The sequence below is a fragment of the Nostoc sp. FACHB-190 genome, assembly GCF_014696905.1.
GTDB lineage: Bacteria > Cyanobacteriota > Cyanobacteriia > Cyanobacteriales > Nostocaceae > Nostoc_B.
Genome location: NZ_JACJQW010000051.1, coordinates 1 through 22,776, shown reverse-complemented (window position 1 = coordinate 22,776; position 22,776 = coordinate 1). Strand labels below are relative to the sequence as shown.

21 protein-coding genes are annotated in these 22,776 nt (G+C 39.8%); 13 read left to right on the top strand and 8 right to left on the bottom strand.

What is annotated here, in order from left to right; translation table 11 throughout:
• Positions 1–14: 14 nt before the first annotated feature.
• On the bottom strand, positions 15–1,277 hold the full coding sequence (locus H6G28_RS32020; protein ID WP_190676979.1) for a glycoside hydrolase family 10-like protein: 1,263 nt from the start codon (positions 1,275–1,277) through the stop codon (positions 15–17).
• A 397-nt stretch (positions 1,278–1,674) separates the two neighbouring features.
• Between H6G28_RS32020 and H6G28_RS32015 the strand changes: the two genes are divergently transcribed.
• Positions 1,675–2,172 carry a hypothetical protein gene (locus H6G28_RS32015; RefSeq protein WP_190676977.1) on the top strand — a complete coding sequence of 166 codons (498 nt, stop codon included), beginning with the start codon at positions 1,675–1,677 and terminating at the stop codon, positions 2,170–2,172.
• A 21-nt stretch (positions 2,173–2,193) separates the two neighbouring features.
• Here H6G28_RS32015 and H6G28_RS37150 read toward each other — a convergent pair whose 3' ends face one another.
• A complete protein-coding gene (locus H6G28_RS37150) occupies positions 2,194–4,458 on the bottom strand; it encodes a caspase, EACC1-associated type (RefSeq protein ID WP_242048408.1) in 2,265 nt (754 codons plus the stop codon).
• Between the two features lie 822 nt (positions 4,459–5,280).
• On the opposite strand from H6G28_RS37150, the gene H6G28_RS32000 reads away from it, so the two are divergent.
• Entirely contained in the window at positions 5,281–6,402 is a 1,122-nt protein-coding gene (locus tag H6G28_RS32000; RefSeq protein WP_190676975.1) for a DUF8738 domain-containing protein, read from the top strand.
• A gap of 94 nt (positions 6,403–6,496) precedes the next feature.
• Here the strand turns inward: H6G28_RS32000 and recR are convergent, their stop codons facing one another.
• Together recR and H6G28_RS31990 are read right to left on the bottom strand one after the other, a co-directional pair.
• Positions 6,497–7,117, bottom strand: coding sequence for a recombination mediator RecR (gene recR / locus H6G28_RS31995; protein ID WP_062294354.1), 621 nt, complete (start codon positions 7,115–7,117; stop codon positions 6,497–6,499).
• Between the two features lie 116 nt (positions 7,118–7,233).
• Entirely contained in the window at positions 7,234–7,572 is a 339-nt protein-coding gene (locus H6G28_RS31990; protein WP_190676973.1) for an ArsR/SmtB family transcription factor, read from the bottom strand.
• Positions 7,573–7,652: 80 nt separating this feature from the next.
• On the opposite strand from H6G28_RS31990, the gene trxA reads away from it, so the two are divergent.
• The 5 genes from trxA to H6G28_RS31965 all read left to right on the top strand — a co-directional run bounded on the left by trxA (position 7,653) and on the right by H6G28_RS31965 (position 12,059).
• A complete protein-coding gene (gene trxA, locus H6G28_RS31985) occupies positions 7,653–7,985 on the top strand; it encodes a thioredoxin (RefSeq protein ID WP_190591709.1) in 333 nt (110 codons plus the stop codon).
• A gap of 179 nt (positions 7,986–8,164) precedes the next feature.
• Complete coding sequence (locus H6G28_RS31980; RefSeq protein ID WP_190676971.1) at positions 8,165–8,956, top strand: SDR family NAD(P)-dependent oxidoreductase; 792 nt, start codon at positions 8,165–8,167, stop codon at positions 8,954–8,956.
• 230 nt (positions 8,957–9,186) lie between these two features.
• On the top strand, positions 9,187–9,852 hold the full coding sequence (locus tag H6G28_RS31975; RefSeq protein WP_190676969.1) for a nitroreductase family protein: 666 nt from the start codon (positions 9,187–9,189) through the stop codon (positions 9,850–9,852).
• 202 nt (positions 9,853–10,054) lie between these two features.
• A complete protein-coding gene (locus tag H6G28_RS31970; RefSeq protein ID WP_190676967.1) occupies positions 10,055–10,753 on the top strand; it encodes a glutathione binding-like protein in 699 nt (232 codons plus the stop codon).
• A gap of 103 nt (positions 10,754–10,856) precedes the next feature.
• Positions 10,857–12,059 carry an MFS transporter gene (locus H6G28_RS31965; protein WP_190676965.1) on the top strand — a complete coding sequence of 401 codons (1,203 nt, stop codon included), beginning with the start codon at positions 10,857–10,859 and terminating at the stop codon, positions 12,057–12,059.
• Between the two features lie 94 nt (positions 12,060–12,153).
• Here the strand turns inward: H6G28_RS31965 and H6G28_RS31960 are convergent, their stop codons facing one another.
• The gene (locus H6G28_RS31960) at positions 12,154–13,095 is read right to left on the bottom strand and encodes a class I SAM-dependent methyltransferase (RefSeq protein ID WP_199332987.1); all 942 of its coding nucleotides are present in this window, start codon (positions 13,093–13,095) and stop codon (positions 12,154–12,156) included.
• Between the two features lie 409 nt (positions 13,096–13,504).
• Between H6G28_RS31960 and H6G28_RS31955 the strand changes: the two genes are divergently transcribed.
• Positions 13,505–14,305 (top strand): alpha/beta fold hydrolase, encoded by an 801-nt coding sequence (locus tag H6G28_RS31955; RefSeq protein WP_190676963.1) that lies wholly within the window; start codon positions 13,505–13,507, stop codon positions 14,303–14,305.
• Between the two features lie 61 nt (positions 14,306–14,366).
• Entirely contained in the window at positions 14,367–15,191 is an 825-nt protein-coding gene (locus H6G28_RS31950; RefSeq protein WP_190676961.1) for a class I SAM-dependent methyltransferase, read from the top strand.
• Between the two features lie 264 nt (positions 15,192–15,455).
• Here the strand turns inward: H6G28_RS31950 and H6G28_RS31945 are convergent, their stop codons facing one another.
• Entirely contained in the window at positions 15,456–16,067 is a 612-nt protein-coding gene (locus H6G28_RS31945) for a pyridoxamine 5'-phosphate oxidase family protein (RefSeq protein WP_190591715.1), read from the bottom strand.
• 198 nt (positions 16,068–16,265) lie between these two features.
• Between H6G28_RS31945 and tmk the strand changes: the two genes are divergently transcribed.
• Positions 16,266–16,904 carry a dTMP kinase gene (gene tmk / locus H6G28_RS31940; protein WP_190591716.1) on the top strand — a complete coding sequence of 213 codons (639 nt, stop codon included), beginning with the start codon at positions 16,266–16,268 and terminating at the stop codon, positions 16,902–16,904.
• A gap of 165 nt (positions 16,905–17,069) precedes the next feature.
• On the opposite strand, the gene H6G28_RS31935 is transcribed toward tmk, so the two are convergent.
• A complete protein-coding gene (locus H6G28_RS31935) occupies positions 17,070–17,447 on the bottom strand; it encodes a Mo-dependent nitrogenase C-terminal domain-containing protein (protein ID WP_190591717.1) in 378 nt (125 codons plus the stop codon).
• A gap of 287 nt (positions 17,448–17,734) precedes the next feature.
• On the opposite strand from H6G28_RS31935, the gene H6G28_RS31930 reads away from it, so the two are divergent.
• Positions 17,735–17,875 (top strand): hypothetical protein, encoded by a 141-nt coding sequence (locus H6G28_RS31930; RefSeq protein WP_190676959.1) that lies wholly within the window; start codon positions 17,735–17,737, stop codon positions 17,873–17,875.
• Positions 17,876–17,911: 36 nt separating this feature from the next.
• On the opposite strand, the gene H6G28_RS31925 is transcribed toward H6G28_RS31930, so the two are convergent.
• Entirely contained in the window at positions 17,912–18,652 is a 741-nt protein-coding gene (locus H6G28_RS31925; protein ID WP_190676957.1) for a Uma2 family endonuclease, read from the bottom strand.
• Between the two features lie 183 nt (positions 18,653–18,835).
• Between H6G28_RS31925 and uvrA the strand changes: the two genes are divergently transcribed.
• Both uvrA and H6G28_RS31915 read left to right on the top strand, forming a co-directional pair.
• Positions 18,836–21,721 (top strand): excinuclease ABC subunit UvrA, encoded by a 2,886-nt coding sequence (uvrA, locus tag H6G28_RS31920; protein WP_190676955.1) that lies wholly within the window; start codon positions 18,836–18,838, stop codon positions 21,719–21,721.
• 120 nt (positions 21,722–21,841) lie between these two features.
• Positions 21,842–22,588: a hypothetical protein gene (locus H6G28_RS31915; RefSeq protein WP_190676953.1), complete on the top strand. Its 747-nt coding sequence runs from the start codon at positions 21,842–21,844 to the stop codon at positions 22,586–22,588.
• Positions 22,589–22,776: the final 188 nt, after the last annotated feature.

The window sequence follows — 22,776 nt, the reverse complement described above, 5'->3', positions numbered from 1 at the left end:
TTAAATGTAAAGTCTCAAGTTTTTTTACCTTTGACAGTCTTATTCCAGCCTGCCAATAAATTAGGATAATTTGCTGGTGTGGGGAACATCTTTTGTAAGCCAGCTTGGCGTAAAGTGGCTGATTCTTTGCTTAAGTTCCACAGCGTTTCATAGAAAAAGAAAGAGACACCAGCAAAGTTGCGATCGCGTACTTTTTGTACCTGGGTTTGAATTTGGTCAATGGGGACATTTTTGTTCTTCAATCCAGTTATAATTCCAATACTCACAGGTATGTGACTACGCGCCGCTTTCACCTCTGGATATTCTAATTCTTTGATAAATACATTCAAATCATCTCGATATATCTGCAACACCAATTCTTCCACTAGCCCCAGACGTTCCCATTTTTGCCAGTCGGCTAAAAAGTATTCGTAAGAAAAACGCTGAGGATTAGGTGCTACAGACACTAAGCAGTTCTTTTTCGTGGTTTTAATCGCTGTAAATACCCGCTTCATAAAATCGGTGATTTTATTGGCTCGCCAGCGCACCCATTCTGGATCTTTGGAATTTTTCGAGGGTGCTTTGCCACCATGTTCTTTTTTATAAAGTGCCACTGTATAAGCATCGTAGCCTAATTCTGAAGGCAAGCCAAAATGGTCATCAAATTGAATCCCATCAATGTCATAATTGCGAACAATTTCCACGATTAAATCTTGAATAAATTTTTGAACATCTGGGTGGAAGGGATTGAGCCAAACTCGATCATGTATACCTTCTTTGACAATTTTTGTACCGTTGCTGCGACTGGTTAGCCATTGGGGACGGTTTTTGGCTAATAAAGAATCAGCAGGAGCCATAAAGCCAAATTCAAACCAAGGAATCACCGTTAGCCCTTGTTTATGTCCTGTATCAACAATTTCTTTGAGCATATCGCGCCCTTGCAACCCTGGTGTGGGATCAAGCGATCGCCCAATAACTTTCGCGGCTACTTTGCTGGGATATAATGTATATCCCCAATTCCACACCGCCGGATAAACAGTATTGAAGTTTAATTCATCCAGCTTTTGTAGAGCATTCTTGAGACGGTTGCGTTCAAACAACACATCACTATCAATATTAGTTAACCATACTCCCCTTAATTCTGAATTTGCTGGCAGGTTTTGTGCTGCAATGGGAAACGAAAGTAGGAATGTAGCGATCGCGCTGAGAACAACCATAACGCCAAAGAAAGCTTGTTTGCGACTTTGACCCACATTCCAAACCACTACCTCAACACACCGCTTGAGAAATCTTTTCATATTTGGTTACAAACAACAGAAAATATGGACAATTGACTGGCATACCCCAACAGAAGTTGCTTACTCATCTGCTAAAACAAAGTACAAAGTGCTGATTATAAACCAGTTACACCCCTACACCCTTAAACCCTTACACCCATTTTTAACAGACAACCTTCGTGCCTCAGTCCTATCTTGCTTTCATGACATTGTAACTATAGTTACACAAAGCCTTATCTATCATCTGTATACAAATCTTAATTTTTTTCCCTAATCTTGGAGGTTTAGGAGTATGCTATTTATTATCAGCAAAAAATTCCACTTATTCCTAACTCCAAAAATGTAATATAAATAACTCTTAATTAAGTAACTTCACTATAATAACTATCTATTTTGAATATCAAATGCAGGGTATGTAATGAATACTACCAGTAATTCCCCAGAAAACTTAGGAAATAATGCAGCCGCAGCAGAGAGGTTAGCAAGAGCAATTAAGGTTGCTGCTGGAGAATTTTCTTTGATACTAGTCTGTTGTGACTCTATCTCTAAACGACAGCAGATATTAAAATTTGTCAAAGAATCGTCATCGGTAGCTATCCAAGAACTTATCTTGTCCCCTACAGATGAAACACTTTATACGACAATCACTAATAATATTGGTCTTTCTCATCCTCAAGCTTTGATGGTGCATGGTTTAGAATCAGTCGTAGCCATTCCGCAACTGCTAATTAGTACGAATCTGATGCGTGATGAGTTTCGCAAAAATCTGCATTTCCCCGTAGTACTGTGGGTTAACGATGAAGTTCTCAGTCAGCTTGTTTGGTTAGCACCAGATTTAAAAAACTGGGCGGCTACTACTATTAGATTTGATGTTAATAACCCTAAATTAGTTGAAAATCAAGTTTTATGGGCTTAACAAAGCCGAGTATTGCATGAGTTATTCTGCAAAAATTTGTTCTCGCAAAAACTCACTTTTTTCTTGAGATAAACGATAAATTCCCGGTTCCGCTTTGCCAATTAAATGACCTTGTACATAACTAATATCTAATTTTCTCAATTGACATAATTTCACTGGCGAAGTCTTATCTAATCCCTCAACAATAATACTGGCAGGATTGAGTGGATTGGTAGATGAAACTATCTGTTGAACAAAATTGATAATCACACTCACTGGTTCACGATGCAGAATTTCTCGATCAATTTTGACATAAGGCGGGTTAAGTCCGGCTAATCGAGAAACTGAAGCATAACCTACACCAAAATCATCAATTCCAAATTTAATTTTTAACTCTTGGACATATTTAGATAATCTCAATTTAAATGTATCTAATGGCGATAGCAGTTTGACTCCATCCTGATACATAGGTAAATCAGCTTTCTCGGAAATTTCCAAAATTAGTTTTCTTGCTGGAATTTGATTGCTTTTTCCTTCCTTGACAATTTCACGCACAGTTTCAAAATAAGCTGTTCGCATCAAAGATTCTGGATATACATTCACAGACAAAGGTAGTATCTCATAGGCTCTATTTTGTTTGGCTTCTATCAATGCTTTTCTGTAGCTATCAGCCGCTAATCTGAGGAGAAATTTATCTAACTCTATGGTAAACTTACGTCCCCACAACTCAGCAGCATAAAATAAATCTACAGGCGCAGTTAAACTATCTGGGTCACGGGCTAAAGCTTCCCAGCCACTAATTGAAAATGTGTCTAAATCAAGAATTGGCTCAAAATAGATAATAATTTTAGCCAGGCGATCGCAGAAAAGACTAAATCTTTTCTCATAAAAAGAAATTGGGACAAATCCATATACTTTTTTTAAGTTATCCAGAATGGATGCTTCTACTCTGGCGGATTGGAGATAGAATTTTTGACTAGATAAGTAGAAACTAGAGATAATCGTACAGTAAGCATCACTGAGTAAGTAAGAATCTCGCAGTAAACCACAGACTAAAATAAATTCATTATCTAATGTATCTAAAGGTATTAAGATAAAGGCTTTAGATACTGATGCTTGTTCATCATAGTGGATTCTAAAAATTCCATGATGGTCTGAAGTAAATATAGAGTTAATGGGAAGATTCGCCAGGATTTTATTTTTAATAATCTCAGCATAATCATCATCATCAATAACTTCGCTAAAATGACTCTGTGCTTTAATATCCCAAACATTTTGATGGTTAGCACGGCTCATGACAAACACTAAATCTGCATCGGAAGTTAATCTGATGATTTCTAGAATAAAATTTTGAATTACAGGAGTTTCTTCTTTATATTTAGATAAAAGTCTCTCCGAAAATTCGTCTAATTTAGTAATTAACCTACTAATAAATGACTCAAACGGCTGTAATAGACTGGGGATAGGATTATAGTACCTATCATTGTTGAGTTTACTGGAATATTCTAACTTAATTTCTCCGATTTTAATTTTACTATGAGTTGTTCCTAAAACATGGGGAGGATGACATTTAGCTTTTGCTAAAATAATTTCAAAACCCTTATCTCGCATGACAATAATTTTAGGATTGAGATTCGGTAAGAATTCTTGTATCTTACAACTAGCATATTCATGGAGTTCTAAGATTGATATTTGTCCATCTCTATTCAAATCCCCGGCTCCTGTTTCGATACCTTCTATTAAATAACGAGTATAAACAGATAGTTCCGCCCCTTCTTGTTCAAAAGAATATTCAGTACAACTAGAAGATGCAAGCACAACACGCCCTTCTGAACCTAGTTGTCCTTGCAAATCAATAGAATTATCATTTTTTGCAAATAAAATTGGGTCGAATGCTCCACTAAAACAGCAGTCTAAGATAATTACCTGACGTTTGGCTCGACTACGTTTCATAACTTCATGGATAAAACTAGCTGGAACTGCTGTAGACCTAACTAATTCTCCTTTGGAGTTTTTCTTGGTTGCGCGGGTTGCAAAATATAAGTTACCCGCATCATCTTTAATACCATGACCAGAAAAATACAAAAGAATTAAATCTTCTTTTGTTCGTTCTGAGAAAAGTGCTTCAATTTCATATTGCATTATCTGAGGATCAGGATTTTTTAAGCTTTTTAACTCATGAAAATCTCCCATCTCAGGATCTTGTAAAACTCGACGTAATGCTTCAATATCTTTCCCTGCTGCTGGAAGAGGATTTAATCCAGGTTCGTATTCATCAACACCGATTAGTAATCCTATTTTTGCCATATTAATGCCACTATGACGAGTGTTAGCAAGAAGAATGAAAATGCTTACTCAATTGTTGTTCGCAGTCATTTTCTTTGTCTGTTACAAGTTCTGAATTAGCTTGAATAGCTATTGATATTTATCTCCGGTAAAATAATAAATTAGATGCTTATATGTCAGCTTTATCTAAGTAATTACCCTTGGATGGCGGGGGTAAAACGACAATATTACTTACTAAAAATTGGTATCAAAGGATTCTGTAACAAATGTTTACGTTGGCTGATGTAAACGTTAAAAAAGAAAATTATATTAGCAACTCAAAAATACTGATATTAAAAAATACGTTTTTAGCTTCTCTATACTAGATTTCAGCTAAATCTTGGTCATGTTAGCTCAAGTATAAAATCTTGCTATTTCAGCCCGGTAAAAATTTTTTGCGTTTTTGTGCGAAACAAAAAACATCCAGCTAATCAGCAACACCTAGAAGTGTTTCTCATTTTGTGAAATTTGGATAAAGATTAAGGAACAAAGTATTACTATCCCTGCGTCTCTGCTTATGTCTGCTTTTGATGACAGACCTTTAGAAAATTCCAAGTTTATAAGTAGATGGATAAAATTCGCATTTCGACTCCGCTCAATGCTCAATAAGCTGATGAGAATAAGGTTAATCATATTGGTCACTGAGCTTTGCCGAATTGTTGAACTTGGTAATCTCAAGTCAGGTTTAATTTAGTACTTCTACTTATAATTTGGAAACTGAGTATTTTGTTGTCATTAATTACTAAATTTTTGGTTATTAATTCCTTAAATATTCACAAAGAAGGCATTTTATTTAGGAAAGATATGCGAAAAAATCAACATATTGCCAATCAAGCGAGAATTTTGACAGCCTTAGTTTTGACTAGTATTTTGTCTGTTGGTAGTGGGCTAACGTTGATTAAAAGTGCCACAGCAAATCCAGCTAGTTTTTCGGCAACAACTACAAATGAAGTTTACGCAAATAAAAATCAATCTAATAACTTACCCACGTTAGTTACTAATGCAGTTCTTCAAGATGTGGTGAGCAGAAATGGTGGCTCTAGGAGAAACCTGCAAGTTATTAATTATAGTCGTAAGACTTGGCGTAATGGTTGTTTGGATCTACCACGACCGAATGAATTTTGCACTCAAGCATTAGTTCCTGGCTGGTTGGTTGTGGTATCGAATGGTGAGCAGAAATGGACTTATCACACTAATAATAATGGGCGTTCTTTGCGTTTAGCTTTAGAAACTAATTCGTCACAGAAAAAATTGCCGAAAAAAGTGAGGGATGGAGTTTTACAAGAGGCGCAAGCAGTTTCAGGCTTATCAGTGCGATCGCTATCTATCCTCAATTTTACCGCCAAAAATTGGGCAGATGGTTGCGATCGCTCCACCCCTCCTTATCCTTGTGACCCCATATCAGTTAATGGTTGGCAAGTAACCGTAGGCGCAGCAAATCAGCGTTGGGTGTTTTTATCAGATAACGATGGTTCGCGCGTCAAACTGGCTTCAAGTGAAAACCAAACTAACACAGCTCAATCAATTCCCATTCCCGCCAATGAATTACCTCCACCATTAGATCAAGGTGTAGTCTTCCGCCAAATTTCTAGCGGTGGTTTTGCTGGGAGAACCTACCAAACAGTATTACTCAATGATGGTCGCGTGATTCGAGTGCGTATTGGTGATGCGAATGATTCTGAACGCAGTGTCAAGCAAACTTCACGCCGACAACTGCAACAATTTCAAAATTTACTCAAACGTACCCGCAAGGAATTTAACAACCGCAGTTATCCCGCACCCACAGGTGCAGCAGATTTTATTACCTATACTCTTACCAGCAGACAGGGTACTGTGCAGTATAACGATATTTCTCAAAGCAACTTGCCTCAAGATTTACAGCCAGTAATTAAAGCTTGGAATCAACTGTTGGCTAATAGTCAATAGTCCAGGACTGTGTAAGCAGGGAGCAGGGGAAAAAAAATACCTTCTCTCGAAAATTGGATAATTTGTTTTCTTTATTTTCTACAAGTCCCCAACCTCAATCTAACTCCCGCCGTCCTTCTAAGGCTCTGGCTAAGGTTACTTCGTCGGCGTATTCTAAATCTCCGCCTACAGGTAAGCCAAAGGCAATGCGTGTCACTTTTGTAAAAGGTTTCAGTAGTTGACCTATATATAGTGTGGTGGTTTCCCCTTCTACGCTGGGACTAATTGCTAAAATCACTTCCTGGGGTTTTTGCTGACTCACCCGCCGCACTAAGGGTTGGAGATTTAATTGTTCTGGGCCAATTCCATCCATCGGCGAAATTACTCCACCCAAAACATGATATTTACCTTTGTATTCGCGGGTTTTTTCCAGTGCAATTACATCACGGGAATCAGCAACAACGCAGATAGTTTGATTGTCGCGGTTGGGGTTGCGGCAGATTTCACAAACTGGTTCCGCAGATAAGTGAAAGCAGACTGAACATAAACCTACTTGCTTTTTGGCATCAACCAAAGCCTGCGCCAGAGCTTCTACTTCTGCTTCTGGGCGCTTTAAAATGTGCAGAGCCAGTCGCTGGGCTGATTTGGGGCCAACTCCTGGTAGGCGTTGCAACTGCTCAATTAACCGTGCTAGGGGACGTGCGTAAACCGTGGTCTTATCTCCAGAATTGCTCAACCTTAACTATGATGACATAGGGTGAAAGGGAGTAGGGAATGGGGAGTTGGGAGTAGGGGGAAGTGTGGGGAGTGTGGGGAGTGTGGGGAGTGTGGGAAATGACCAAGGACAAATGACTATTGACTCTTGACCATTGACTTTTGAGACAACAATGGTTGAGCCGATCGCAATACTGCTTCTAATAAACCAGGAAATAACAATTCTAAATCTTCGCGCCGCAACTGATTAATGTGCTGGGTTCCTTCTTTATGGGTCAGGACTACTCCTGACTCTCTCAGAATCTTAAAGTGGTTGGACATGGTAGACTTGGCGATCGCAAAATCAAAATCCGCGCAGCATTGCTCCCCTTTACTTGCTAATAATCTCACAATCTCTAGCCGCACTGGGTCGCCCAAGGCATACAACACCGCCGGTAATGATATGTCTTTTCTGTCTGGATGATATAAAAATCTCATACTTGTATTATCTCTTAAACTAGCGTATATTTTAATTATTCGATAAAATCGAATAAACGAATTAAAACAGGAAGGCAATTATGTCATCCGTTACAAATGTTACAGAAGCCACATTCAAGCCAGAAGTTTTAGAAAGTGAGGTTCCAGTTTTAGTAGATTTTTGGGCTCCTTGGTGTGGCCCTTGTCGGATGGTTGCGCCAGTAGTCGATGAAGTTGCCAATGAATACGAAGGACAGATAAAAGTAGTGAAGGTGAACACCGATCAAAATCCTACTGTTGCCAGTCATTATGGAATTCGCACCATACCCACACTCATGATTTTTAAGGATGGGCGACAAGTAGATACGATGGTTGGTGCAGTGCCAAAATCTACATTAACTAAGACTTTAGCACAGCATATTCCACAGGAATAAGAGGGAGGAGTGTGGTGATGTAGGGGTGTGTGGGTGTGTGGTGTGTAGGGGTGTAGGGGTGTAAGGGTGTAGGGGTGTACGTTACTCATTACTCATCACTCACTACTCACTACTCATCACTCATTACTCCCACTTCGCTCAGTGTACGAAAAGCACTTCACCTGTAGAGGGGAAGCAATATGGATTTGAAATTAGATAATAAATCAGCGTTAGTTAGTGGTTCGACCACAGGTATTGGTTTTGCGATCGCCCAAACTTTAGCACAAGAAGGCGCAGCAGTAATTGTCAATGGTCGCAGTGAACAACGAGTCACCCAGGCGATTGACAAGATTAAGCAAACCAATCCTGATGCGAAAGTTACAGGTATTGTTGCCGATTTAGCAACACCAGCCGGAGTCGAGCAAGTTTTTGCTCAAGTTCCGCAAGTTGATATCCTGATTAATAATTTGGGAATTTACGAACCGAAAGCATTTTTTGAGATTACTGACGAAGATTGGCTGCATATATTGGAAGTAAACGTACTTAGCGGAGTGCGTTTAAGTCGCAAATATCTGCAAAAAATGTTGGCACAAAACTGGGGAAGAGTGATTTTTATCTCCAGCGAGTCTGGTGTTCAAATTCCTGTAGAAATGATTCACTATGGGGTGACGAAAACGGCTCAAATTTCTCTCGCCAGGGGTTTAGCAGAACTGACCGTTGGTACAGCCGTGACAGTAAATTCTGTACTACCAGGGCCTACACGTTCAGAAGGCGTTGAGGAATTTATTACCCAAATGGGGAAAGAAAAGGGAATCAGCGCCAGTGAAGTTGAGGCGGAATTTTTTCAAAAAGTACGTCCCAGTTCTCTTATCCAACGCTTTGCAACTAACGAAGAAGTCGCCACACTTGTAGCTTACCTTTCCAGTCCTCTGGCTTCCGCAACTAATGGTGCGGCTGTACGAGTTGATGGTGGTGTCATTCGGTCAATTTAGTGCTGAGTAATATAGCAGGGGAGAAGTGACAGGGTAAAAAGTCTGTTGCTATCTAAGTTTGATTATTTACCGATGTCCTAAGTATCAAGACTGACATCAATTTACTGCTGTCTTCTTCTGTCGATAGATATTTAAGTCCAATAGGTAAATATTTATCAATAGTTAAATCTGCCAGTCAGCAGGTAGCCAAATATATAATGCCTGTAACCTATCTTTCAGGGGAAAATCTCATGAATCCAATCACTCAAACAAAAGCTTTAGATGTACCTACCGCTATTCTTCAGCGTCGTTCGATCAAAACTTTTAAAACAGACCCCATTGCACCAGAATTACTCAAGCAACTGGTAGAGTTAACTGTAGCTGCACCCAGCAGCTTTAACATTCAAGACTGGCGGATTATTTTGGTGCAAGATGAAGCGCAAAAAGCAGCCTTAGCCGCAGCATCTTGGAATCAAAAGCAAGTTATTGAAGCACCTGTAACTTTTGTGTTTGCGGCTGATTTTACGGCTGGTGAACAAGATTTGACTCCAATTTTAGACCAGGGATTGCAAACTGGGGCTTGGAATGAAGGTACTGTCAACTACTTTAGAAATTCCATTCCACAGTTTCAAGCTGGTTTAGGAGACAAGCGCCGGGAATACGCCATCAAAGATGCGATTATTGCTTCTACTCATTTAGTATTAGCAGCTGAAAGCTTGGGGTTATCCACCTGCTTTATGAATGGCTGGATTGAAGACAAAGTAAAAGAAGTAATTGGTGCAACAGATGATCCAAATTTAGCGATCGCTGTTATCGTTCCTGTAGGTTATGCCGCAGAACCTCGCTTAAATCCCGGCCGCTTACCATTTTCTTACAACGTGTTCGTAGATAGAGTCGGTAATCCATATCAAGGGTAAAAATTAAGGGTGCAAGGGTGTGTGGGTTGTAGGGGAGTGTGGGTATAAGGGTGTGTGGGTGTAGGGGTAGAATTCTGACTCAGCAACGCCAGCCCGCTCAAGTCGGAAGACTCGCCCACGCGGCTGGCTCCTCAGCACTCACACTTCGACTGCGCTCAGTGTACAGCACTCAGCACTCAGCACTCAAATGGAGAATCAAATCATGATTGAGCTTTACTATTGGACAACGCCCAACGGTCATAAAATCACGATATTTCTGGAAGAAGCGGAAATACCTTATAAAATTGTGCCTATTAATATCGGTGCTGGGGATCAGTTTCAACCAGACTTTCTCAAGATTTCTCCTAACAATCGTATCCCGGCGATTATTGACCATGAACCAGCCGATGGCGGTGCGCCAGTCTCTATTTTTGAATCTGGGGCAATTTTGCTGTATTTAGCTGAAAAAACCGGGAAATTGATTCCTGCTGATTTCAGAAAACGAGTAGAAGTGCTGCAATGGTTGTTTTGGCAAATGGCAGGTTTGGGGCCAATGGCGGGACAGAATCATCACTTTAGCAGCTATGCTCCCGAAAAAATTGAGTATGCAATTAACCGTTATGTCAACGAAACGGGACGCTTATACGCAGTGCTAAATAAGCAACTGGCAGATAAAGAATTTATCGCTGGTGAATATTCTATTGCAGATATCGCCGCCTATCCTTGGATTGTGCCTTACGAACGCCAAAGCCAAAAACTAGAAGATTTCCCCAATATCAAACGCTGGTTTGAAACTATTAAAGCTCGTCCCGCCACAGTTCGCGCCTACGAAAAAGCCGAAGCTTTCAAAAATCAAGCTTTAGATGTGGAAAAATCCCGCAGTTTGTTATTCAATCAATCAGCAAACACAGTTGCAAATTAAATTATTGAGGGGTGTATGGGTTTATGTAAGGGAAAATCCCCGCTATCAACCCTTTACACCCATCTCAGCACTCAGCACTCAGCACTTTATACAGGAGAACTAAGTGGGTAGGTTAATAGGGCAAACAGATAAAACACCTGTTTCTTTGGGATTGTTGGGTGCTGCTGCTTTTATGGTAATTGCCGATGTGCGAGTGATAGATCCGCTACTGCATATTATTGCCAAGGAATTTAATGTTGGTGTGGGTAGTGCGGCGGTGATTGTTTCAGCTTATACCATTCCTTATGGATTATTCCAGTTAGTTTACGGGCCGTTGGGCGATCGCATCGGTAAATTAAAAGTGATTACAGGCGCATTAACAGCCTTTGCTGTGGGGACAGCCCTTTGTGCCTTTGTCTCGAATATTGCCCTACTTACCTTATTGCGGTTTCTCACCGGGGTGTTTGCTGCGGGGATTATTCCTATCACCTTGGCATATATCGGGGATAATTTTCCCTACACAGAACGTCAAGCCGCCATTGGTAAATATTTGAGTGCATTGGTACTGGGTCAAATTCTCGGCGGTAGTTTAGGCGGGATATTTGGCGAGTATATTAGCTGGCGCGATATCTTTTTAGTATTTGGGATTGTTTCTTTAGCGATCGCTGGTTTACTATGGCGAGGAACACGTAATTTTCGAGATGGAAATCGTTCTAAAGAGCGATTTAGTTTAGCAACATTCAAACCATATTACCAATTACTAACTCAACCAACAGCCCGGAAGGTAATCACCGCCGTATTTATTGAAGGCTTTTGCTTGATGGGAGCATTTGCTTACTGTGGTGCATTTCTCCGCGATAGATACGGCTTACCTTATGTAACCATTGGGTTTATGTTGAGTAGTTTTGGTTTGGGTGGCTTAATTTATAGCCGCAGTGTGAAGTGGTTAGTACAGCGACTAGGCGAAGTTGGACTGATGGGAGTTGGTGGCTGGTTAATGTGCATTTGCTTTTTAGCGATCGCATTATTACACAATTGGCTATTATTTATTCCCTTCTGCACCCTGATGGGATTAGCTTTTTATATGATGCACAGCACCCTGCAAACCCAAGCCACCGAACTCGCACCAGAAGCACGGGGTACAGCAGTTTCGTTGTTTGCTTTTAACTTATTTATCGGTCAGGGAATTGGTGCAGCCGTATTTGGTAGGGTGGTAGATAACTTTGGCTATGTACCTTGCTTTATCATTGCCGGAATTGTCCTCGCCTTACTCGCAACTTGGTTATTTACAAAAGGCAAAACTAATCAAGAAGAGGCAAGAGGTTAGTATTTTTACGCAAAATTTGCACTTCGACTGCGCTCAGTGTACAGCAATCAACACTCACACTTCGGTGACTTCGACTGCGCTCAATGTACAACACTCAACACTCAGTATGTCGAGTAGCAACACACATCAATGATAGGGCTGCTTGTGGTGAATCGGGATTGATCCCCGACAAAAATTGAGCAAAGCGATACTTCCATTCCGACTGGCCGTAATTACCCTCAAACGTTTCTGCACCCAAATGATGATTGTGTGGGTAAGTTTTGACAGTAAACCCAAGGGGTTCTAAAGTTCTGTGAAACATTTCTGCTGTGACTCCATCTCCCGGACGGTGATGAACTTCGGTGGCTAGTCCCCAACTTTGTTCTGCGGCGGAAGCATGACCACCGCGTTTAATTAGTCGATAAAGTCCTAAACGAAACTGCCATAACCACATACCCAAGCCTTGAAAATCCCAAGCACTGCGATGAGGGTCATGGTCTGTGATTAAAATTCCCCCAGGACGAACTAGACGCGCCGCTTCTGCTAACACCACATTCATGTGATCACAATGATGCAAAGTGGCATTTACCGCCACAATATCAGCAAAACCAGAAACAAACGGCAAGTTATGGGCATCTGCTAACACCGGGGTATAGCCAAGACTTTGTGCCATTTCCAGTCCGCCATAACTCACATCCACACCAATAAGTAATTTTGGTTTACCCCCAAGCGTGGCAAAGAGATTACCAGGGCCGCAACCGATATCTACTACAATTTTGTCATCCCAACTGCCCGTAGCGGCTTGCCAACGAGATTTGAATATATCGTTACGGTGACAAGCTTCAAAGTAGTTTTTTGCCCATTCAGGATGCCCAAAGTAATAACTATTGGCTTCTATTGCTAGGGTTTTTTGGGAGATGGGATAAGTTAAAATACTTTGTGCATCTAAGTCAGCATTAATGTTAGATGCCAGGTAAGGTTTGAGGGTGGAATATTCAACAGTTTTGATAACTATTACCTCCTTTTTACGTAATAAATTAAGAAAATTGCTCAACAAAAACTTAGCCGAGATATTTATTTGGCTGCAATTTTTGTATTCTGTAAAATCCGATTTACCTGGGCTGAACGCTGAACTTTAAGTTGTTGATATTACTTACTTCTTTTTACTTAACTTATCCTGTTTTTTCTACGTAAGTCTTCCGTAAAATCCCGCAATTGCCAGTTTTCATTATTTCTGCGGAAGGTTCATGAATTTAAGATTGAGGATTTTTTAAATTAAACAAAGTTGAGGAAAAGTACGTATTATAATTTGATGCTAAATCTTATACATATTTTGAGTTTATGGGTGTAAATTCGGGCATATCAGCAATTTTACAATTTTATGAGATGCAATTATCTGGGAGAATAACTTAAAGCAGATTTCAAATTCTTGAAGCTGTTGTAAAGCCAATTATGATGAATTAGTAATGCCCAAAGTTCAGGTTAACGGAATTGACATATTTTACGAAGTTAAAGGTACTGGCGAACCTGTATTGTTGATTGCTGGGTTTATGTGCGATCGCACTTATTGGTCGCTACTACTACCACACTTAGGTTCTCAGTATCAAGTTATTCGTTTTGATAACCGAGGTATCGGTCAAAGTTCCATTCCCAATAGTCCTTATAGCACTCAGCAAATGGCTCAAGATGCCGCCGCATTATTAGATATTCTTGGTATTAAAAAAGCACATATTATTGGTCATTCAATGGGTGGTCAAATCGCTCAGGAATTAACTTTGTTATATCCTGAAAAAGTTAAAAGTTTAATTTTACTTTCTTCTTTAGCTAAAGGTAATAAGCGATTTAATAGTTTAATTGAAACTTGGGGTAATCTTGCTGGAAAAATAGATTTAATGTTATATGAAAAGCTAATATTGCCTTGGATATTTACTGATGATTTTTACGCTATTCCCGAAATGATAGACCAACTAATTGAATGGGCAATTAACTATCCTTTTGCACCTACCACACAGGGAATATACCATCAAAGCCGCGCCATTATTAATCATGACACGACAGAGAGAATTAAAGATATTCATTGTCCAACATTAGTCATGGTTGGTAAACAAGATATTCTCACGCCTGTAGCCTTTTCAGAACAACTGGCTCAAAATATCCCTCAAGCTGAACTGCAAGTAATTGAACATGGTGGTCATGGTTTTTTAATTGAATCAACAGCAGCAGTTATTCAAGCTATACTCAAGTTTTTAGCGAAATTTCAGCAATAGGATTTCAGAGATTGTTGTATAGTTAATAACTTAAATTACTGATATTCATATTAAATAAATTATGGAAGACCTCAAACAAAAAATAGCCAGTTTCTCTAAAAAAGATTTGGAAGTGCGAAAAAATTGGTACTCGCCAGCAGCCGAGGCATATAACAAAGCTAGACCGCGTTATCCCAAAAATTTTATTGAGCAAGTTATCCAGCTTTCCCAGTTATCACCAGATTGCAAAATTTTGGAAGTAGGATGTGGCCCTGGAACAGCAACAATTTCCTTTGCTCAATTAGGTTATTCGATGCTTTGTTTAGAACCAAATCCAGATTTTTGTGAGTTGGCTAAACAAAATTGTTCCTCTTATCCAAATGTGGAAATTCAAAATACATCTTTTGAAGAATGGAGTTTACAACCTGAACAGTTTGATGCTGTTTTAGCCGCCAGTTCTTTTCATTGGATACCAGCAGAGATAGGATATCCCAAAGCGGCAAGTGCTTTAAAAGAAAATGGTCATTTACTTTTATTCTGGAATAAAGAATTACAACCGAGTTATGAGGTTTATCAAAGCTTGTCGGCAATTTATCAAAAACACGCGCCCTCTCTCGACCGTTATGAAGATTGGGAAGCCCAACAAAAAGTATTTCAAGAATTTGGCAATATATTAATTGATTCAGGCAAATTTCAAGATATTCAATTTGGGCAAGTGAAATCTGATATCGTTTACAGCACTGATGAATATTTAACGTTGCTCAATACCTATTCTCCTTATATTAAATTAGAGCCAGATATTAAAAAAGCTTTATTTGCTGAACTAAGTCAAATAATTGATCATGATTTTGGTGGGAGTTTGCTACTTTCGTATATTTCGGCTTTTCATATCGGCAGAAAAATTTAAAATTATCAAAACAGAATTCAGTAGTCAGGAGCCAGAATTTAGAATTGAATTCCGTGCAACACTTCTCCTGCCGGAGACGCTACGCGAACGGCAAGCTCAGTGCATCGCTGGTGGATAAATAAATGGGTTTAAAATCACTAATAATGCTTCAATTTAGTGGTCTTCAATTAGCGAAAAATTGCGCTGTAGTAGTGGGTCAGAATCTTCTACTAATTGATTCTGACTTCTGAATTCTTCTTCAAGCAACTTCTGAGAGTTTCTCTTTCAATCAGAGAGAGAATTTTTTTCACTTAACAACTGCTCTAATTCGGAAATTCGTGCTTGTAAAGGAGCCATCATTGCTTCAACTTCATTCATAGAATAGCGAATGGGAATGTGCTGGGGACAATTCTCACTGATGGCTTCGACATGGAACAGAATTACTCGCTCAATTTCTGCTGGGTAGTTGGGAACTTGGAGTTGCTCAATTAAAACAGCATCACCTTCAATATATTCGGCGGTTCCCCAGATTTTGATCCGTTTTCGATGGCGGTAATCCATTAAAAATAGAAATGCTTTGGCTTCTCCTGATAAGTTACCAACTGTGATATACTGCACGTTTCCAGAAAAGTCAGCAAAGCCCAAGGTTTTGTCATTTATAACTTTGAGAAAGCCAGGCGCTCCGCCACGAAACTGGATATATGGATAGCCATTAGAACTGACTGTTCCTAAATAAAATCCATCAAGATGAGCAATAAATTCTGCAATTTGCGGGGTAATTGAATCATTGGCTGGGCCATTAGCAATGTAGCGTTCGTAAGTTTGCCGCGAACCCCTCTGTAACTGTGCGGCTTGAACTTCTGGCGTAAAGGCAATTTCTCCAAATTTGCGTGGCATAATGCACTCCTAAGTGAACTTTATGAGAGTGGACATCAACTCTTGAGATGGGCAATTTTTTTAGTAGTACAGTTCGGCGGAAGTATATCTCCTTTGACAAAAAAATTCGAGGCTAAAATTCCCAGATTTCCCCTAAATTAAACAAGGTGGCCTTGAAAGGGCGAGGAACCTCAAACCCATATTTTCGGTAAACTAAGCATGAGTGGCAAATTAATTGTATTTGAAGGGGTAGAAGGCTGCGGAAAAACAACACAAATGCAGCTTTGTTGTCAGTGGTTAGAAAGTTTGGGTATTTCAGTAATTGTCACTCGTGAACCTGGGGGAACAGAGTTGGGTGTACATTTGCGGCGTTTATTGTTGGAGAAGTCGGAGGATAAACCAGTAGCAGATGTTACTGAATTGTTATTATACGCGGCCGATCGCGCCCAGCATGTTGAACAAGAACTCAAACCCAATTTAGCCGCCGGAAAATATATATTGTGCGATCGCTACACTGATTCTACCGTTGCTTACCAAGGTTACGGTCGGGGTTTGAATATGAGTTTAATTGAAAAACTCAACGATATTGCCACATCTGGCTTAATTAGTGATTTAACGATTTGGTTAGATGTTGATGTTGAGGTGGGACTTAGCCGCAAACGCGGTGACGCAGCAGGTTTAGACCGCATTGAACAAGAAACCATCGCGTTTCATCGCCGTGTCCAACAAGGATATAGCCAGTTAGCTGCGGCTCACCCATCCCGCATTGTGCGTGTTGATGGTAGTTTGAGCAAAGAAGCTGTCAGCAGTGTGATTCAAGAAATTTTGCGTCAACATTTACCAAAAACAGGGGTTTGAGGTTCCTCACCCTTATAAGGTAATAGTCCATAGTCAAGGGTAATTCACTTTGACTATGGACTATTAATCGTTGATTTCTTGTGTATGTGTAGCCTAATTTGTATGAGGAAAGTACTGATGGTTTAGAGATTTGCAGAAACTCAGTTTATACTCAACACTCAGTACTCAACAATACTGCGAAACATCCTCGCCACATTCATCTGCTAGATAGCATAAGGCGCGGAAACGCAAACTCACGACTTCCTCATATAAAGGGTTGAGTTTGCACATTGGCGGGATGTGTAGGATGGTTTTGCCGAATAACTTGATATCGCGTTCAAAAGGACATTGAGCGGGGATCAGTTTGCACAAACGATGAGCTAATTCGCGATCGCGGACTTCTATATTGTTTAACCACTGCCGCAGGGGTAAGAAAATATCAAAGCCTGACTGAGAATTTGGATGGTGTAACTGGGTTACATAGGTTTTGCTAACCTCTGCCGAATTGAGTGAAACCCAGCTTGCCAGAAAAATCTTCTTTGTGGTATTATCGAATACCTTCATGGTTTAGCCTCTGTGTTATTGAGGTTATTCACCTTTCTGATGAATATATACAACGTGACAACCACACGTACCGGAAAAATCTTGTTCTGACCAAGATACAATAGGACATTAAAGTAACTGTTGAAGTCAGAACTTCTTTCTGTCTACGTTCAGTAAATCGCAATTTTCTCGGAAACGGTAGTGTAGTATTCCGATCTTGTTTATAACTTGACACAGTTTAAATTCTAATGAAGACATCTATCACTGGAGAGAATTTCGTCTAATAGTTATAAAACTTAATATAACAATTGAGATCAGTATTTTTCGCAGATTTAAACATCAGCTACAGCGAGAAAGGGGCAGATAGGCAAAATTTGCCAAGACAGAAAGATGAATATTCGGATATTTCTGCCATAAATAGCGCGATCGCTCTAGTGATTGTCAATTAATTTGCAATTTATCTTTCCCGGCTGGTGAGCGATGCCTTAAGACATCCTTTGCACTTCTTCCACAGATAAGCTCAAAGCTTGGGCGACTTGTTCTATGCTTAAACCCATTTGTAACAGTTGAGGAATAGCATTACGTCTTACTTGTTCTGCTTGTTCAGCACGTTGATGTTCTTGTTCGGCACGTTGGCGTTCTTGTTCTAAGCGTTGAGAAATTTCTGAATAGCTTAAAAAATGCTCTCCGTCGGGGCGATAAAGTTGTAAACCTTCTGGAGATGGTACAAAGCGAATTTTTAACCGAGGACTCACCCAATCTTCCATCTGGGGGATGACATCTAATCCATCTTCACCACGTAACCAACCCTGTAAACTATTACTGTCAGGATCGTAAATGTAATACTCTTCCACACCATAACGGTCATAGAAAAGTAATTTTTTGTCCATTTCAACTTGAGTATTGCTGGGTGAAAGGATTTCAAATACTACCTGGGGAGGAATCCCGCCTTCTTTCCATTGCAGGTAAGATAATCTATCTCCTTTGGGTCTACCAAGAACGACCATGACATCAGGAGCATTGACAATCTTATTGCGTCCTTCAATGGGATACCAAAACAAGTCTCCAGCAACAAATACGTTAGGATCAGACGCAAATAGCCAATCAATATTTTGCTTGATTTCGACAATCCATCGAAACTGTATGGTATTGTTTGCCACTGGTTGTCCGTCACTATCTGGGTAGATAACTTCTGGTTGGGTCTGCGGTTGGATTTGCGTTACCATAGCTTCGCCCTCAGCAGGATGTTTAATTGTGATGCTTTTAAATTAGCAGACACGGGAGGATGTCTGTAGTGAGAATATAGGCAAGCCCCAATTAAAATAGTACTATTGTTCTGGTATTAGGTGAGTAAAAATAGTATTATTAAGAACTGTTTCATACTGCCTCCCACTTATCAGCCTGCCAATATGTCAGATAACAAGTTAGCCGCCGCATCCCTTCTCAATGGACATCTTCCCCAAATCAACCAGAATAGCCAAAATACCATTAGGATTCGGGGTGCGAGGCAGCATAATCTGAAGAATATTGACTTGGAGTTGCCGCGCGATCGCCTGATAGTATTCACTGGTGTATCCGGTTCGGGTAAGTCTTCTTTAGCCTTTGATACGATTTTTGCTGAGGGTCAACGGCGTTATGTAGAATCTCTTAGTGCTTACGCCAGACAATTTTTAGGACAGTTAAATAAACCGGATGTGGAAGCCATTGAAGGTTTAAGTCCGGCGATATCCATTGACCAAAAATCAACCTCGCACAACCCCCGTTCCACCGTGGGGACGGTAACGGAAATTTACGACTATTTGCGGCTGTTGTTTGGTCGGGCTGGTGAACCCCATTGTCCGATATGCGATCGCTGTATTGCCCCCCAAACGATCGATGAGATGGTAGACCGCATCATGGACTTACCAGACCGCACCAAGTTTCAAATTCTTGCGCCTGTGGTGCGCGGTAAAAAAGGCACACACCGCAAGCTGTTATCTAGTTTGGCTTCCCAAGGTTTTGTGCGGGTACGGGTTGATGGCGAAGTACGGGAGCTGTCAGACTCGATTGAGTTAGATAAAAATATTACCCACACCATTGAAGTTGTCATTGACCGTTTGGTGAAAAAAGACGGTATCCAAGAGCGTTTGGTTGATTCTTTATCTACGTGTTTAAAGCAAACAGAAGGTATTGCAACTATCTTAATTAGTCCGGCTACTGATAACTCAGAAGCCAAAGAAGAAGAATTGGTATTTTCCGAAAACTTCGCCTGTCCTGAACATGGCGCGGTGATGGAAGAGTTATCGCCACGGTTATTTTCCTTTAACTCTCCTTATGGTGCTTGTCCTCACTGTCACGGTATTGGGACTTTAAGAAGATTTTCGGCGGAGTTGGTGATCCCCGATCCTGAAGCACCAGTATACGCTGCGATCGCACCTTGGTCAGAAAAGGAAAATTCTTATTATTTGGAATTACTTTATAGTTTGGGTCAGGCGCACGGTTTTGAATTACAAACCAATTGGAGTAAGTTGTCAGAAGAACAAAAGCAAATTATTTTAAATGGTGAAGAAAATAACAAAGAAAATGCGAAAACTCAATTTAAAGGTGTTCTGCCCATATTACAACGGCAATACGAAGGTGGTTCAGAGTTAGTTAAACAAAAATTAGAACAATATTTAATCGACCAACCTTGTGAAGTTTGCGGTGGAAAACGTTTGAAACCGGAAGCCTTAGCGGTGAAGTTGGGACAATATGGAATTTTAGATTTAACAGGCGTATCGATTAGAGATTGTCGGGAGCGAGTTGAACAGTTAAAATTAAGCGATCGTCAAATGCAAATTGCTGATTTAGTCTTGCGCGAAATCAAAGCTAGATTGCAATTTTTATTAGATGTTGGCTTAGATTATCTCACCCTCGACCGTCCCGCCATGACACTTTCTGGTGGGGAAGCGCAACGCATTCGCCTCGCCACACAAATCGGTTCTGGCTTAACAGGAGTTCTCTACGTTTTAGACGAACCAAGTATTGGTTTGCATCAACGAGATAACGGTAGATTGCTCAAAACCTTAATTAAATTACGCGATTTAGGTAATACGTTAATTGTAGTTGAGCATGATGAAGAAACCATCCGCGCGGCTGACTATTTAGTTGATATTGGCCCCGGTGCAGGTATTCACGGCGGACATATTATTTCCCAAGGTGATTTACCAGCATTATTAACAGCAGAAAAATCCTTAACAGGTGCATATTTATCAGGCAGAAAAGTCATACAAACACCAGCAGAACGCCGCGAAGGGAATGGACGCAGTTTAATTATTAAAAATGCCCATCGCAACAATTTAAGAAATATTGATGTGGAAATTCCCCTCGGTAAACTTGTGGCTGTAACTGGTGTATCTGGTTCGGGTAAATCAACTTTAATTAACGAATTACTTTACCCATCTCTACAACATCACCTCACCAAAAAAGTCCCTTTACCCAAAGAATTAGAAAAAATTCAAGGCTTAAATGCAGTTGATAAAGCCATTGTCATCGACCAATCTCCCATCGGACGCACACCCCGTTCTAACCCTGCGACTTACACAGGTGTTTTTGATGTAATTCGGGATGTTTTCTCGCAAACTGTCGAAGCTAAAGCCAGAGGTTATAAACCCGGACAATTTTCTTTTAACGTTAAAGGTGGACGTTGCGAAGCTTGCAGTGGACAAGGTGTTAACGTCATTGAAATGAATTTTTTACCTGATGTATATGTACAGTGCGAAGTTTGTAAAGGTGCAAGATATAACCGCGATACTTTGCAAGTGAAGTACAAAGATAAGTCTATTTCTGATGTTCTCAATATGACTGTTGAGGAAAGTTTAGACTTTTTCCAAAACATCCCCAAAGCAGTTACAAGGTTACAAACATTAGTTGATGTTGGTTTGGGTTATGTTCAACTAGGACAACCCGCAACTACTTTATCTGGGGGTGAAGCACAGCGCGTCAAATTAGCTACAGAATTATCTCGTCGTGCCACTGGTAAGACACTGTATTTAATTGATGAACCCACAACGGGATTATCTTTTTATGATGTGCATAAATTATTGGATGTGTTGCAAAGATTAGTAGATAAAGGTAATTCAATTTTAGTAATTGAACACAATTTAGATGTCATTCGTTGCGCTGACTGGGTGATAGATTTGGGGCCAGACGGCGGCGATAAAGGCGGTGAAGTCATCGCTTTTGGAACACCGGAAAATGTGGCGAGAAATTCCAAGTCTTATACTGGGCAATATTTACAGCAGGTTTTAAAACAGTATCCGGCAATAAAAAACTAGTGTCATAGATATATTTTTACCTCGCGCAAAGGCGCAAAGACGCAAAGGAAAAGTGAAAATCATGACTTTTGTAATAAGTCTAATTTATTGGTGGAAATAATTTTATTTAAGGTAATTATTATGTTGTATCTCACTAATTCTATAATTACTAAAATCCAAGAATGGAGAGATAGAATAGCTAATGTACATTATCAGCAGCTAAATAGACAATTAGATTCTTTTTTATCGAGCTTAGAAAAGGAGTCAATCATAAATTCTATTTTATTAGAATTGCAAACAAAAGCTGATTTGCTAGAAGTTCATCCTAGAGAAAAATGTAAGGATGTACTCAGAGGTGGAATGCTTTTTTCTATATTTGAAAATAAAAAATTTATAGATGATAGCGAGCGTGCTATGTACCACTATAATCTATTAAAACTCTTACAGGAAGAGAATGACTCTATATATCTAAATTCTAATGTAATTGACGGTTGTACGCACCCATCAGAACGTACAAATTTATTTGTTAGTCAGTATATTGACCCCTTAGTGTATTATCTCCAAGATAAACTTGAGCAATTCAGTACAGTCTTATATTTGTTAGCAAAATACAAGCAGAGATGTGAATGGTTCTTAAAAGAAGAACTTCGCTCACTTTATGAGACTTATCAAGGTAGCCAAGAGTACATTTTAGATAAACATTTAAGGCAATTTTTATTTGATCAAGGAATCGATTATCCATTTGCTAAAGTCACTTCACCATCAGGAGAAGCTGATGTCGTAAGTCTTCTTCATACTAATGACCCTCTGGTACTTGAAGTTAAAATATTTGATAGAAGTAAGAATTATAGAAAAGATAGGATAATAAGCGGATTCACGCAAATATAGCAATCCTAAACTACTTATGAGAAAATACGGAGAAAGTAAGAAAGTAAATTATATAACAAGCAAGCAGTTGTGGTTATGTGGATACAGTGGTTAGAAGATTTTATCAAAAATAGTCAAGAACAACGTGAAATCAAGCGAGCTACAGCAGTCAAAATGCTGTTATATGGATATAAGCATGAAGAAATAAT